Origin of the sequence: Polyangium fumosum (assembly GCF_005144585.1) — a bacterium.
Taxonomy (GTDB): domain Bacteria; phylum Myxococcota_A; class Polyangia; order Polyangiales; family Polyangiaceae; genus Polyangium; species Polyangium fumosum.
Genome location: NZ_SSMQ01000017.1, coordinates 55,390 through 68,762, shown reverse-complemented (window position 1 = coordinate 68,762; position 13,373 = coordinate 55,390). Strand labels below are relative to the sequence as shown.

General features: G+C 68.8%; 11 protein-coding genes. 7 read left to right on the top strand and 4 right to left on the bottom strand.

What is annotated here, in order from left to right:
* Positions 1 to 26 precede the first annotated feature (26 nt).
* Positions 27 to 608 (bottom strand): GNAT family N-acetyltransferase, encoded by a 582-nt coding sequence (locus E8A74_RS18065; RefSeq protein ID WP_136930267.1) that lies wholly within the window; start codon positions 606 to 608, stop codon positions 27 to 29.
* Positions 609 to 613: 5 nt separating this feature from the next.
* Positions 614 to 3,346 (bottom strand): serine/threonine protein kinase, encoded by a 2,733-nt coding sequence (locus E8A74_RS18060; RefSeq protein WP_136930266.1) that lies wholly within the window; start codon positions 3,344 to 3,346, stop codon positions 614 to 616.
* Between the two features lie 306 nt (positions 3,347 to 3,652).
* Here E8A74_RS18060 and E8A74_RS18055 point away from each other — a divergent pair, with 306 nt between their 5' ends.
* The 6 genes from E8A74_RS18055 (at position 3,653) to E8A74_RS18030 (ending at position 9,356) form a co-directional block, all read left to right on the top strand.
* Positions 3,653 to 3,991, top strand: a complete 339-nt coding sequence (locus E8A74_RS18055) for a P-II family nitrogen regulator (protein ID WP_136930265.1) — start codon at positions 3,653 to 3,655, stop codon at positions 3,989 to 3,991.
* 13 nt (positions 3,992 to 4,004) lie between these two features.
* On the top strand, positions 4,005 to 5,417 hold the full coding sequence (glnA, locus tag E8A74_RS18050) for a type I glutamate--ammonia ligase (protein WP_136930264.1): 1,413 nt from the start codon (positions 4,005 to 4,007) through the stop codon (positions 5,415 to 5,417).
* A gap of 82 nt (positions 5,418 to 5,499) precedes the next feature.
* Positions 5,500 to 6,597, top strand: coding sequence for a serine/threonine-protein kinase (locus tag E8A74_RS18045; RefSeq protein ID WP_136930263.1), 1,098 nt, complete (start codon positions 5,500 to 5,502; stop codon positions 6,595 to 6,597).
* 191 nt (positions 6,598 to 6,788) lie between these two features.
* Positions 6,789 to 7,511: a hypothetical protein gene (locus E8A74_RS18040; protein WP_136930262.1), complete on the top strand. Its 723-nt coding sequence runs from the start codon at positions 6,789 to 6,791 to the stop codon at positions 7,509 to 7,511.
* A gap of 37 nt (positions 7,512 to 7,548) precedes the next feature.
* Positions 7,549 to 8,562 (top strand): AAA family ATPase, encoded by a 1,014-nt coding sequence (locus E8A74_RS18035; RefSeq protein WP_136930261.1) that lies wholly within the window; start codon positions 7,549 to 7,551, stop codon positions 8,560 to 8,562.
* Complete coding sequence (locus E8A74_RS18030; RefSeq protein WP_170229209.1) at positions 8,559 to 9,356, top strand: hypothetical protein; 798 nt, start codon at positions 8,559 to 8,561, stop codon at positions 9,354 to 9,356. The genes E8A74_RS18035 and E8A74_RS18030 overlap by 4 nt, the downstream gene beginning before the upstream one ends.
* Here the strand turns inward: E8A74_RS18030 and E8A74_RS18025 are convergent.
* Both E8A74_RS18025 and E8A74_RS18020 read right to left on the bottom strand, forming a co-directional pair.
* Entirely contained in the window at positions 9,265 to 10,290 is a 1,026-nt protein-coding gene (locus E8A74_RS18025; RefSeq protein ID WP_136930259.1) for an STAS domain-containing protein, read from the bottom strand. The two genes, E8A74_RS18030 and E8A74_RS18025, sit on opposite strands and share 92 nt — an antisense overlap.
* On the bottom strand, positions 10,278 to 11,054 hold the full coding sequence (locus E8A74_RS18020) for a hypothetical protein (RefSeq protein ID WP_136930258.1): 777 nt from the start codon (positions 11,052 to 11,054) through the stop codon (positions 10,278 to 10,280). Before E8A74_RS18020 ends, E8A74_RS18025 begins: the two co-directional genes overlap by 13 nt.
* Before the next feature lie 278 nt (positions 11,055 to 11,332).
* On the opposite strand from E8A74_RS18020, the gene E8A74_RS18015 reads away from it, so the two are divergent.
* On the top strand, positions 11,333 to 13,306 hold the full coding sequence (locus E8A74_RS18015) for a myxococcus cysteine-rich repeat containing protein (RefSeq protein WP_136930257.1): 1,974 nt from the start codon (positions 11,333 to 11,335) through the stop codon (positions 13,304 to 13,306).
* Positions 13,307 to 13,373: the final 67 nt, after the last annotated feature.

Below are 13,373 nucleotides of genomic sequence, written 5' to 3'. Positions count from 1 at the left end.
CCGCGTACGGCCTTCAAGGGGAAGGCTCAGGTCGGACGCGGATCCGTCGCGAGAAGCGAGAAGACCGCGTGATCGAGCCAGCGGTTCTCACACCACTCGGCTTGCCGCGCGATGCCCTCGAAGCGGAAGCCGAGCCGCCCGATCACCCGCAACGAGGCGTGGTTGTCCGTCGCGGCCGCGACCCGCACGCGATGCGCGCCCATGTACCGGAACGCGAACTCCACCGCCGCGCGCGCCGCCTCCGTCATCAGCCCGCGCCGCATGCTCTCCTTGCGCAGCCAGTATCCAAGCTCGCACGAGCGATGCATGTGCACGCACGACTCGAGCCCCACCACACCGGCGAACGTGCGCCCCGCGCGCTCTCGGATCGCGAAGCGCACCGCGCGCCCTTGATCCCAGTCGGCCACACACGCCTCCGTGAAGCGCACGCTCGACGCGGGCTCCGTGTAGTACTGCACCCACGGCAGCCACTTCGAAAGCAGCGGCCGCGACCCGTTCACCGCGAGCCACACCTCGGGCGAGTCCGCCGGATCGACGGGCGCGAGCAGGAGACGCGGCGTCTCGATGGGCTGGGCACGAAGGTCGGCGCGCGGCGGGATGACCAGCATGCGCGTCACTTGCAGACGAAGCGCGCCGCGTAGGGTTCGAGCTGCCCCGCTTCGAAGTCGAGCCACGCGATGAACCACTCGCCGGGCGCCTTGCCCGTGATGATCGCGGGGCTCGGCTGCGCGCCGCTCACGCGGGCGATCTTCGTGGAAGGACCCACGCCATCGCGGCTGATCGGCGCGGTCATCACGCCGCCCTTCTCGAACCACACGATGCGCGCGTTGCCCGACGCGTCGACGCCGACCGACGGGTGACCGCCCACCTTGCTGAAGCGTTTGTCCCGCCAGAGCGGCTGCGCGTTCGCCGCGTCGAGGTACGCCGCCGACACGCCCGAGTTGCTCTCGCCGTCCCACACGAGGAAGCACGCGTCCTTGCTGCACGCGATCCCCGTCATGTCGGCCTTCGACTTGTCGGTGTTCACCACGATCGTGTCGCCGATCCAGCGATCGTTGCGGTCGCCCTTCTTACGCGCCTCCACGCCCTTGCCCACGTCGGCGAGCGGCAGGCGCATGTGATACGCGACCTGGTTCGGCGTGCGCTCCAGCCGGAACGAGACATGCGCGGCGTCGCCCGCGATGCCGACCATCGGCGAACGCACGCGTGGCTTCTGCGGGCCGGTGGGCACAAAGTCCGTCGCGCGCACGGCCTCGCCTTGAGGTTCGAGCTTCGGCGACAGCTTCCGCAGGAAGAGCTCGTCGTTGCCCGTCTCGGTCTCGGCTGTCCAGGCCACGACGAAGGTGCCGTCCGCCGCGCGCTGCATCGACGTGCCCGAGCTCGGCCCGCGCAGCGGCGCGATGTTCACCATCGGCCCGCCGATCCGGCCGTCCGGATCGAGCAAGCGCGCGTGCACGCCCGCCTCGGCCCCGTGCCCGTCCGCGTAGAGCAGCACGAGCTGATCGTCGAACGCCGTCACCACCGGCCGCGTCACCGCGCCGGCCTCCGGCGTCACGTCGATCGGATCCGAGAGCGGCCGCAGCGCCTCGTCGAGCGCGACGGCGAAGGCGTGCTCTGGCCCCTCGTGCGTGTCGGTCCAGACCATGATCGGCCCGCGTGGCCCGAGCGCGATCCATGGCCGCCCCGCGGCGACGCGACGCGGCTGCGCCGAACCGAGATCGTACGAGCGCGGCCGCGCGAGACCCGTGAGCGTGCACGGCGACTTCGACGCGTCGCCCGAGATCGCCACCTGCACGTGCTCGAGCATCGTGCGCGGCACGCCGTGACCACCTTTGTCGAACGCGTCCTTGAGGAGCTTCAGCGCGCCCTTGTGATCGCCCGTCGCGAGCGTCGCTTGTGCATCCGCGACGAGCGGCCTCCACGGCAGCAACGACGAGGACGGCGACACCTCCGACGACGACACCGGACGCACGCTCGACGACGCCGACACATGCGGCGCCACGGCGCTGGCGCTCCCGCTCGGCATCGCCGACGAGGAGGTCTCGACCTCACCGCCCTTCGAGGCCGGCCCGAACTTCGACCAGGCCGCGTATCCACCGCCCACGAGCGCGACCAGCACGAGCACCGTCACGATCCCGAGCGCGGCCGTCCTCGGCCGCGGCGGCGCCTGCGACAACCCCGGGCCGAGCGGCTCCAGCGTGCCCGGCGGCGCCTCGAACGTCGACTTCGTGTGCCGCGGCGATCCGCCCTCCGACGTCGGCCCTCCACGCACGGACGGGGGCGGCATCGATCCAAACGGGTTCGGCATCGTCGACGACGGCGGCGCCATCGACACCATCGGCAGATCACTCCCCGTCGCGGTCAGGCCCGCCTTCGAGGGCGGCGGCGCGGGGACGGTCCTGCCGAGCGAGCTCAACTGATCGGTGGGGAAGAGACCCGAGAACTCGGGCCGCACCGTCTCGAACGCGGCCGAAAGCTCCTCCGCGAACTCGCGCGCCGTCTGGAAGCGATGATCGATCTTGCGGTCGAGCGCCTTGTCGAACCAGGCCTTGAAGCTCGGCGGCAGATCGGGCCGGTAGACGAGCGGATCGGGCGGCTGCGCGCTCGCGATCTGCGCGAACGTCATCGCCACGCCTTGCTCCGTCTGCCACACGGTCCGACCCGTGAAGCACTCGTAGACGATGCACGCGAGGGCCCAGAGATCGGCGCGATGATCCACGGCGCCTTGCCCGCGGACCTGCTCGGGGCTCATGTACGCGGGGGTCCCGAACACCGCGCCTTCACGCGTCAGCCGTGCTTGTTGCGGCCCGCCCGATCCGTCGAGCGGCGTGTAGAACTTCGCGAGTCCGAAATCGAGGATCTTCGCGAGGAGCTGTCCATCCTCGTCCTTGCCGAGGAAGATGTTCTCGGGCTTGAGATCGCGGTGGACGATGTTCGCGGCGTGCGCCTTCGTGAGGCCACGACAGACCTGCGTGATGATCGCCAGCGTCGTCGGGACGTCGAAGTACCGCACCTTCGTCATCCGCTCGTAGAGCGACTCGCCTTCGAGCAGCTCGAGCACGAGGAAGGGCGGACCGTCTTCGAGGCGGCCCGAGTCGTACACGTCACAGATGTACGGACTGCGGATCGCGGCGGCGGCGCGCGCTTCTCGGAAGAAGCGCTCGACGACCACCATCGACGTGGTCAACTCCTGCGCGAGGACCTTGATCGCAATCCGCTTGCCGATGTCGATGTTCTCGGCCTCGTAGACGGCCGCCATCCCACCACGGCCGATCTCGCGGGTGATCTTGTACTTCCCCGACAGGATGGTACCTACCGGTAGCTTCGTCGAGGTCGGTGAGGCCATCAGGTCATCGGCGACGAACGGAAAAGGGCGAACTCGCCCGCGAGGGTAGGCGAGGTGGAACCCGCCGACAACTCTACGACGTAGGCGGATGCCGATTGCCCTCGGAACACGCGGAAGAGCGGCCCTCGGCGAACGCCTCCCCGTGGTCTCTTCCACGCCGAGGCGGGATCTTGGCGACGAAGGTCACCAAATTTCCGTCCTCCACGCCGGGGGCTCGGAAATTCTCGCCCCGCGCGTGACCTGAAACCTTCCCGAAACCGAGGGGGCCGTAGACCACGACCGGCCCCCCGAGCGAGAGGTCGAGAGATGAAGAAGGTCGAGGCGATCATCAAGCCGTTCAAGCTCGACGAGGTCAAGGATGCCCTCGCAGAGGTCGGCATCCAGGGGATGACCGTGACCGAGGTGAAGGGCTTCGGTCGCACCGGCGGCAAGAAAGAGGTCTACCGCGGCTCGGCGTACGTCGTCGACTTCGTCCCGAAGGTGAAGCTCGACATCGTCGTCCCGGACCACATGGTCCAGAGCGTCATCGACGCCATCGAGAAGAGCGCGAAGACCGGTCGCATCGGCGATGGAAAGATCTTCGTCGTCCCGGTCGACGAAGCCGTCCGCATCCGCACCGGGGAGCGCGGCGAGGACGCGATCTGACGGAGAAGAAAGTATGAAGCCGAAAGACGTCATTCAATTCGCGAAAGATCACGACTGCAAGTTCGTCGATCTCAAGTTCATCGACCTGCCGGGCATCTGGCAGCACACGACGATCCCGGCGAGCCGGCTGACCGAAGACATGTTCGAAGAGGGCATCGGCTTCGACGGCTCCTCGGTGCGCGGTTGGCAGCCGATCAACGCGTCGGACATGTCGATGACGCCCGATCCGACGACGGCGAAGATCGACCCGTTCCACGCGCAGAAGACGCTCTCGCTCATCTGCAAGATCTCCGACCCCGTCACCGGCCAGCCCTACGGCCGCGACCCGCGGTACATCGCGCAGAAGGCGGAGAACCACGTCCGCGCGACGGGCATCGCCGACACCACGTTCTTCGGCCCCGAGGCGGAGTTCTTCGTCTTCGACTCGGTCCGTTACGACAACTCCCCGCGCGGCGCCTTCTACGAGATCGACTCCGACGAGGCCGTGTGGAACACGGGCAAGGCGGGCCCGAACCTCGGGCACAAGATCCGCCACAAGGAAGGTTATTTCCCGGTCTCGCCCACGGACTCGCTCGGCGACGTGCGTGGCGACATGATGACCACGCTCATCGAGAGCGGCGTCTCCGTCGAGGTCGGCCACCACGAGGTCGCGAGCGCGGGCCAGTGCGAGATCGGCGTGCGCTTCGACAAGCTCACGACGATGGCCGACACGCTCATGTGGTTCAAATACGTCGTGAAGAACGTGGCCAAGCGCCACAACAAGACCGCGACGTTCATGCCGAAGCCGCTCTTCGGCGACAACGGCAGCGGCATGCACTGCCATCAGTCGCTCTGGAAGGACGGCAAGCCGCTCTTCGCGGGCGACGGCTACGCGGGCCTCTCGGACATCGGCCTCTGGTACATCGGCGGCATCCTCAAGCACGCGAAGGCGCTCGCGGCCCTCACGAACCCGACGACGAACAGCTACCGCCGCCTCGTCCCGGGCTACGAGGCGCCCGTCAACCTCGCGTACTCCAGCCGCAACCGCTCGGCCGCGATCCGCATCCCGGTCGCCGCTGGCAACTCGCCGAAGGGCCGCCGCATCGAGGTCCGCTTCCCGGACGCCTCGTGCAACCCCTATCTCGCCTTCGCCGCGATGATGATGGCGGGCCTCGACGGCATCCAGAACCGGATCGACCCGGGTGATCCGCTCGACAAGGACATCTACGCGCTCTCGCCCGAGGAGCTCAAAGAGGTGCCGAAGTGCCCTGGCTCGCTCGACGAGGCGCTCACGGCCCTCGAGCGCGATCACGAGTTCCTCCTCCGGGGCGACGTCTTCACGCGGGACATCATCCACACGTGGATCGAGTACAAGCGCGAGCGCGAGCTCGACGCCGTGCGCCTCCGCCCCGTCCCCTACGAGTTCTTCCTCTACTACGACACCTGATTCCGCAGACCGAGCTCGGCACGCTCGCGGCGCGTCTCTCAGCTACGCCGACGGGCCGAGCTTTGGTATCCTCCTCAGCCGGTTGAACCCTGGCGATCTCATCCAATCTCGATACCGCCTCGTCCGGATGCTCGGCTCCGGCGCGAGCGGCACCGTTTGGGCTGCAAAGAACGAGCTCATCGACCGCGAGGTCGCGCTCAAGATCCTGCACCCCGACGTCGCGGCCGACGCCGTGTCGTTGCAGCGTTTCTTCAACGAGGCGAAGGCGAGCGGCCGCGTACGCAGCCCGAGCATCGTCGAGATCATCGATCTTGGGCAGGCCGAGGACGGCTCGCCCTTCCTCGTCTTCGAGCTCCTCCACGGCGAGGGGCTCGACGCGTGGATCGCGCGCGAGCGCATGCTCGACCCGGCGATGCTCACCGAGCTCTTCGTCGGCGTGGTGCGCGCGCTCGACAGCGCGCACCAGCAGGGCATCATCCACCGCGACCTCAAGCCCGCGAACCTCTACGCGCACCGCGCGGCGACGGGCGAGCCCGTGCTCAAGATCCTCGACTTCGGCATCAGCAAGATGCTCGAAGGCAACCCCGAGCACCTCACGCTCACGCGCACGGGCACCGTCGTCGGATCACCCGCGTACATGAGCCCGGAGCAGGCCGCGGGCCGCGACGACATCGACGGCCGCGCCGACGTCTGGTCGCTCGGCGTCGTCATGCACGAGGCGCTCACGGCCACGCTCCCGCACGAGGCGCCGAACTACAACGCGCTCATGGTCCGCATCATGACGCGCGACGCGGACCCGGTGGCCTCACGCCGGCCGGACCTTCCTCCCGCGCTCGCCTCGATCATCGACGACTGCCTGCGCCGCGATCGGGATCGCCGTCCGACGGCCGGCGTGCTCGCGGCGCGCCTCGAAGCGGCCCTGCACGACATGCAACCGATGCGTTACGCCTCGCAGGCAAACCCGCACGGCGGCATGCGCCTGCCGAGCGTGCCGCAGAGCATGCCGCGACCGAACCTCCCCTCGGCGCCGGCGTCGCATGCGTCGCCCTCGCCGATGGCTCCCCTGGCCGCGCCGGGCAGCGCATCGAACGGCCGCGGCGTGCTGCTCCTCGCCGCGGGCGTGGGCGTCGCGCTCGGGATGATCGCGCTGTTCGTCCTCAGCCGGTTTTTGCTGCACTAGCCATCTACGTCGGCCCCTCGCCGCCGCGCTGACCCTTCAGCGACGCCTCGGACGCCTCCTCCCCGCCTCCCTGACCCTCCTGCAACGGAGTGTCCGCCTCCTCCACTCCGCCTTGACGCTCCCGCCTCGCTTTCGTTAGCGTCCTTCCCGCCGCCTCGTACATCCCCCAACCTTCCCGGAGCGTCCTCCCCATGCGCCTGCCCAACGAGACAGCTTCCTCCTGGGTTCTCCTCACGTTTGCATCCTTCACGTGGTCTTCCCTCTGCGCCTGGGCAGAAATTCCGGACCTCAAGCCCAGCGATCGGGCCGAGATCGAGAAGCTCGCGCACGCCCTCAAGATCCACATCGACTCCCTCCTCAAGGAGGCGCGCGACACGCAGGAGGCCCAGCTCTTCGGCCGCCCCTCCGCGCAGGCCAAGCAAAACGCGACGCTCGTCTTGCTCAAGCGCAGGGTCGACGAGGCGCTCGCCCTCGTCACGATCCGCCTTGGCGGAGGCTCGAAGAAGCACCCGGCCGTCACCTCCTTCCTACCTGGCCTGCTCACCGGTTTTTCGCGCGCGCCGATCGACAAGCGTCCCAAGCTCGCGAACGAGGCGGCCGGGCGCCTCGAAGCCGGCGAAGACTTCGGCGAGCGCGCGGGCCTCGTGGGCAAGCTGAAGGAAGGTGCGGAACGCGCGCAGCAGGCGATCCACGCCAATGACGGCGCGCAGACGGGCTGGTCGAAGGAGCGCTCCGAGGAGCTCGTCGCGAAGGGTCGGTTGCGGCTGGAGCTGGAGCGCGTGCACCGCTCGCTCGGCGCGCTCTTCCCGGGGCAACGCGACTTCGTGGAGTCGTTCTTCCTGAAGGGCGAGAGGCCGAGCGAAGGGACGAGCGAAGACGAGGCGACCGGGACGAACGAGGACGCGGAGGCGTGATCCGAGGGCACCGCGCCGACGTGGTAGAAGTCGGACCATGATCGAGTCGCTCCGGCTCCAGAACTTCAAGGGTCACCGGGACACGACGATCGAGTTCGGTCGGCTCACGGTGCTCGTGGGGCCGAATGGGTCGGGGAAGACGAGCGTGATCCAGGCGCTCGGCGTGCTCACGAGGCTCCTCGACGAAGCTCCGGAGCACGTGTTCCGCGACCGCCTAGCACCCCAAGTCCTCCGGACCCGCAAGAGACCTGGTCCTGTCCTGCTCTACGCTGCGGGGCGCGTCGCTCGAGCCCCATGGCACGTCGATGTGACTGCCACGGAAGAGACCCATGCGTGGGCGTACGTGACCGGCCGTGAGGGCCCTTTGGATGATCTTCGCGCCACGACGAGCTTTCGTTTCGACGCCGAGCACATCGCTGCCCCCGCCTACGACGAGGACGCGCAAGGACGGGTACAGCCGGACGGAAGGAATACCGCGACAGCTCTGGCTGCGCTCAAGCTCGGCAATGACGCGGCATTCGAAGCCGTCGTACGAGCGATACGTTCGTTCGTCCCTGCGATCGAACGCATCCGCCTCAGGCCTGCAAAGGTGACCATCGACAGCTCTCGTCAGGTGAGCGGTTACGAGATCGTCTTCGACTTCAAAAACGCCCCCGATCTCCCGGCTCACGCGGCCAGCGAAGGCACGCTCGTCCTCCTCGCGTTGCTCACGGCGCTCTACGCCAACGGCCCGAGTGGCCTCGTCCTCATCGACGACATCGAGCACTCGCTGCACCCAACGGCCCAGATCGAGCTGATGAAGCACCTCCGTGGCCTGCTCGACCAGATGCCCAATCTCCAGATCATCGCGACCACCCACTCGCCCTACATCCTCGACGGCGTCGACCCTGCCGACGTCCGCGTCTTCTACCCGCGCGACGACGGCACCATCGTCACGAAGCGCCTCAGCGATCACCCGGACGCCCAGCGCGTGAAGGGCATGCTTTCGAGTGGCGAGTTGTGGAGCGCCGAGTCCGAGGCATGGGTGCTCGCCGAGGACGCTGCGCAGTGACGCTCGGGCTGCTCGTCGTTTGCGAGGCTCCGGAAGACTTCGCCGTCGCGACCTGCATCATCGATCGCACCCTGCGCGAGACGGAGACGGACTGGCTCCGCGATCTCTTCGAGCACTCGCTCGACGAGCAACGGAGCTGGGTCCCGCTCGAACCTGACCGCCCCTTCCTCGACTGGCATCACCTCGACGTGACGGCAAAGAGGCTCGACGTGCGCCCGCAACGCGGCCACTTCGGAGGTCGACCCGGCGCCCCCGACGCGCTCGCGACGCGCAAAGCGCTGGCCATCCTCCAAGCGCTCCGCAAGCAGGGACGCCCCATCTCCGTCGCCGTGTTGATGCGCGACATCGACAAACAGCCGGAGCGCGCCGACGGCATCAAGCAGGCCTGCGAAGAAGCAGCCGCGTGGGATCCCGACTTGTGTGTCGTGCTCGGCTTGCCGGATCCAGAACTCGAAGCCTGGCTCCTCGCCGGATTCGATCCCGCAGACACCGCCGAAGAAACGCGCCTCGCCCACTGCAAGCGAGACCTCGGCCTCGATCCCCGCACCTCGGCCCACGCCCTTCGAGCCACCCACGATCAGGATCGTCGCAGCGTGAAATACGTGCTCGCGCAACTCACGGGAGACGACCACGAACGAAGGGCAAAGTGTTACGAGGCCGCGCCTCTCTCCACCTTGATGAAGCGCGGCCGAAGCTCCGGCCTCACGACGTTCCTGGACGAGATCCGTTCGAAGCTGCTGCCCCTGTTCCTGCGCTCGCCGCCGCCTCCTGCTTCCACCGCATGCACGCCTTGAGGCCGTGCTTCAAATTGCGGAGCGTCACCAGCTTCCCGAACGAGACCCCGAGCTCGACCAACGTCTGCGCGACGGAGGGCCTCACGCCGCTGAGCACGCAGCGCGTCCCGAGCAGCTCCACGGCGCGCACGATCTTCAGCAGGTGATCGGCCGTCGCCGTGTCGAGCACCTCCACGCCGGTCACGTCGAGGATCACGTACCGCCCCTTCCTCTGCACCACCGACTCCAGCAGCGTCTCCATCACCTGGGCCGACCGCTTCGAGTCGACGACGCCGATGAGCGGCAACGCAAGCACGCCGTCCCATACCTCGAGGATCGGCGTCGACAGCTCCTGCACGGCGATCCGCAGCCGCTCCAGCGTCTCGTTTTTCTCCCGCTCGGTCACGAGCTGCTGCGCCATCTCTCGCTCGTGCCGCCTGCGCTCGGTGATGTCGCGGAAGACCACCACGGCGCCGAGCCGCTCCCCTCGCTCGTCGCGGATGGTCCGTGCGCTCGTCTCGAGGAGGATGCCTAGCGGCTTGTTTGGGCTTCGGATGAACATCTCTGCGCGATCGACCGGCTCGCCGCGCGCCGCGCGATAAAGCGGGATCTCCTCCCTCGGGTACGGCGTCACGCCGTCCGCGTCGAAGATTCCGTAGGTGGCCTCCCAGTCTTCGACGGGGACGCCACCGGGCTTGCTCGCCCCCATGATCGACGCCGCGGCCTCGTTCACGTGCGTGATGCGACCCGCCGTGTCGCACACGACCACCCCGTCGACGATGCTCCGCAACGTCGCCTCGAAGACCTGCGCGCGCGCCGAGAGATCCGCGACGAGCTGCTCCATCCGCTGCACGCGCTCCGCCGCGGCCCGCTCGTGCTCCGCCAGCAACGCTTCGAGTGTCGCCACCCGCGCCCGGAGGACCGCGGTCTCGCTGTCGAGGGTCACGGGCCGCACGCGATCACCTCCTCTCGCATCACGCGTAGCGCCTCGCTCAGCGCGTTGTCCTCTTGCTCGGCGAAGGACCACGGCAGGATCGCGAGCTTGATCGCGAGCGCGAGCGGCCGGAAGAGCTGCGCCGTCGCCGGCGTCACGTGCACCTTCGAGAACAGGAGCACGGCGAACATCTGCCCGCTCGGCAGGACACCCCCACAACCGACGACCGAGCGGATCCCGTGACGCTCCACGAAGCTCGCCTTCGCGGGCACGTACGGGCTCGTGGCGGCGTGCTCCACGTGGAACACGTCGTACGTCTGCTCGGCCTTCTCCGTGAACCAGGACGGCCGCAGCACCGAGCCCGTCGGGATTCCGAGCTGCGTGCAGAGCTGCGCGATCATCGGCATTTGCGCGAGCGCCTCCTCGCTCGGCAGAGGAATCGCGAGGTGCCCGGCCGACGCCCGCGGATCGTTCCACGCCGGCTCGTCGCCGGCGCTCGCCAGCAATTGCAAGCACGTCGTGTCCGGCGCGAGCGCGTCACAGGCGGCCATCCGCAGCGCGAACCTCCGCCGCTCCGCCGGGAGCGCGTCGAATCGTTCGGTCTCGAAGAACCTCACGAGCGCGCACGAACGCGCGCCCGTCGCGGGGCGCCCGAGGTTCTCGTAGAGCGCGCGCACGACACGCCCGGCCGTGTCTTCCATGCTCCGGGCGCCTTCTCCAAGGCCGCGCAGCATTGCGCCGAAGCTGATCATGTCGTCGAGCGAGAACGTCGAAAGGTCGTGCATCGAAACATCCCCCCGGAGTCTCCGCACCCGTCGCCTTTCGTTCGTCCGCGGGAATCTCTCTATCACGCGGACAAAAAGCGACATATCGAGGATGATTCGAACACCAACGGTGGACAACCGGTGAACCCCACCGTTCGTGGCTCCGGCGAGAGCGCGCGCGGCGTGCGTGCTTTCCCGACAAGGACGCGCGTTTCTCCCGATCCGCGCCGTTCGTGACGCAAAGCGGGCTCCAAATTCCGCGTCCGCCATGCTTTCATCGCGCCGAAAACGGAGGAGACATGGCCCACGTCCGCGACGCTCTTTTTGCCTGCATGGTGGCCTCGACCGTGGCGCTCGCCGCGTGTGGAGACGAAGGCGGAACCACAGCCACGTCGAGCAGCGGCACGGCGGGCGCGGGAGGACAAGGCGCAGGTGGGAACGGCGGCGCCGGCGGCCAAGGTGGTGTCGCGGGCGAAGGCGGCGCAGGGGGGCAAGGCGGCGCGGGCGGAGAAGGGGGCGCGGGCGGCTCCGGCGGCGTCGGGGGCGCAGGCGGAAGCGGCGGCCTCGGAGGCCAAGGCGGAAGCGGCGGCGCAGGCGGAAGCGGCGGCCTCGGAGGCCAAGGCGGAAGCGGCGGCGGTGGCGCAGGCGGCAGCGGTGGCGCGGGCGGCGCGGGCGGCCAAGGCGGCGCGGGCGGCATGGGCGGCGCCGGAAACGGCGGCGCCGGAAACGGCGGCGCCGGCGGCCAAGGCGGCGCCTCGTTCGTCTGCGGCAACGGCGTCATCGAGCCGGGCGAGACCTGCGACGACGGCAACGCCATGCCTGCCGATGGTTGCTCCTCCCAATGTCTCCTCGAACCCGGCACCACCTGCGGCGACGCCGTCGATCTCCTCGCCACAGGCCAAATGCAGGGCGAAACGCTCGTTTATGCCGGCACCACGCTCGGCTCTCCCGTCCCAGGGTTCGGCACGCCAACCTGCTCGGCCGGCGGCACGGCTGCGCCGGCGGTCGTGCATCGGTACGTCACAGGATCATCTCCCGCGCGCGTGACGTTCGAGACCACCGACATCGGCGGCGCGCTCGCCGATACCGTCGCCTGGGCCTACCTCGACTGCCTCGACACCAGCGTGGAGCACGCTTGCGACGACGACAGCGGCGACGGCCCCCTCGCGCGCCTCGAAACCGCGGTCTTGCCGCCCCAGACGCCCGTCTTCCTCGTCGTCTCCGGGTATGCGGCGGCGAACGTCGGCCCCTATGAGCTCCGCGTCACCGAGCAGCCCTTCGACCTCGTGGCAGCCTCGGGCACCTGCGAAATGCCTTCCGCGGTCGGCGCGGGCCCTCTTGCCGGCACCACGCTCGTCTCGGACGGCGCCGTCCTCTCCGCGAGCTGCACCGGCGGCGGCCCCGAGGCCGTGTATAGGATCACGCTCCCTGCCCCGGCCGATCTCTCCGTCCGCGTCGCGCCGTCCTCGCCGCTCTTCGACGTCGGCGTGTACCTGCTCGACGCTTGCTCGATGAATGCAAACGAGCTCGCCTGCGCGGACACCCAGCTCGGCGGCCACCCCGAATCGTTTACGCTGACAAACCTCCCCGCGGGCACGTATTCCCTCGTCGTCGACGGCTTCAGCGCCATGGATTCCGGCGCGTATGGCCTCGAAGCCATGGTTCGCCCCGTCCTCGCCCCGGGCCTCGCCTGTGATCCGTCGGGAAAGACGAACCGCTGCGCCGACGGCGCGGCCTGCGTCGATCTCGGCATGGGCCCGAAATGCGCGGCCGCGACGAGCCTGCTCGCGCAGGACTTCTCCACCGACTTCGCCCCTCTCTCCGTCGTCGACGCCGGCGGCGACGGCAAGGGCTTCTATCGCTGCGATCCGCTCCTCGGCTGCCCCCAGGACAACACCACGGGCAGCACGTCCGGCGGCGCTTTCATGCTCGTCAAGGACGAGAGCAACGTCGCGCTCGACGGCGAGATCCTCGTCTCCCCGACCCTCGACGCAGGGCCCTTCACGCGTGTCTTCCTCGAATTCGACCACGACTTCGACCACTGGACCTCGGCCACGGACCGCGCCGCCGTCGAAATCTCCGTGATGGGCGGACCTTTCAGCCCGGTCGCCACGTACACGCTCGACGCCTCGGGCCATGTCCGCCTCGACCTCTCGGCGCTCGTCGCCGGCAAGCCCTTCGTCGTCCGCTTCCATTACGACGACCAGACCGCCGCGGGCGACGCCTTGGCCGAGGAATGGCGAATCGACGACGTCCACGTTTACGGATTGTGACGCTCGCGCCCGACGCGGCGCACCATCACGCGCGGCCTTCCGCGAGGGTGGACGACGCGATCCAAGG

Bases quoted from the DNA above. Each gene is read 5' to 3' on its own strand.
- E8A74_RS18065 (WP_136930267.1), bottom strand. From the start codon at position 608: ATGCTGGTCATCCCGCCGCGCGCCGACCTTCGTGCCCAGCCCATCGAG.
- E8A74_RS18060 (WP_136930266.1), bottom strand. From the start codon at position 3,346: ATGGCCTCACCGACCTCGACGAAGCTACCGGTAGGTACCATCCTGTCG.
- E8A74_RS18055 (WP_136930265.1), top strand. From the start codon at position 3,653: ATGAAGAAGGTCGAGGCGATCATCAAGCCGTTCAAGCTCGACGAGGTC.
- glnA (WP_136930264.1), top strand. From the start codon at position 4,005: ATGAAGCCGAAAGACGTCATTCAATTCGCGAAAGATCACGACTGCAAG.
- E8A74_RS18040 (WP_136930262.1), top strand. From the start codon at position 6,789: ATGCGCCTGCCCAACGAGACAGCTTCCTCCTGGGTTCTCCTCACGTTT.
- E8A74_RS18035 (WP_136930261.1), top strand. From the start codon at position 7,549: ATGATCGAGTCGCTCCGGCTCCAGAACTTCAAGGGTCACCGGGACACG.
- E8A74_RS18020 (WP_136930258.1), bottom strand. From the start codon at position 11,054: ATGCACGACCTTTCGACGTTCTCGCTCGACGACATGATCAGCTTCGGC.
- E8A74_RS18015 (WP_136930257.1), top strand. From the start codon at position 11,333: ATGGCCCACGTCCGCGACGCTCTTTTTGCCTGCATGGTGGCCTCGACC.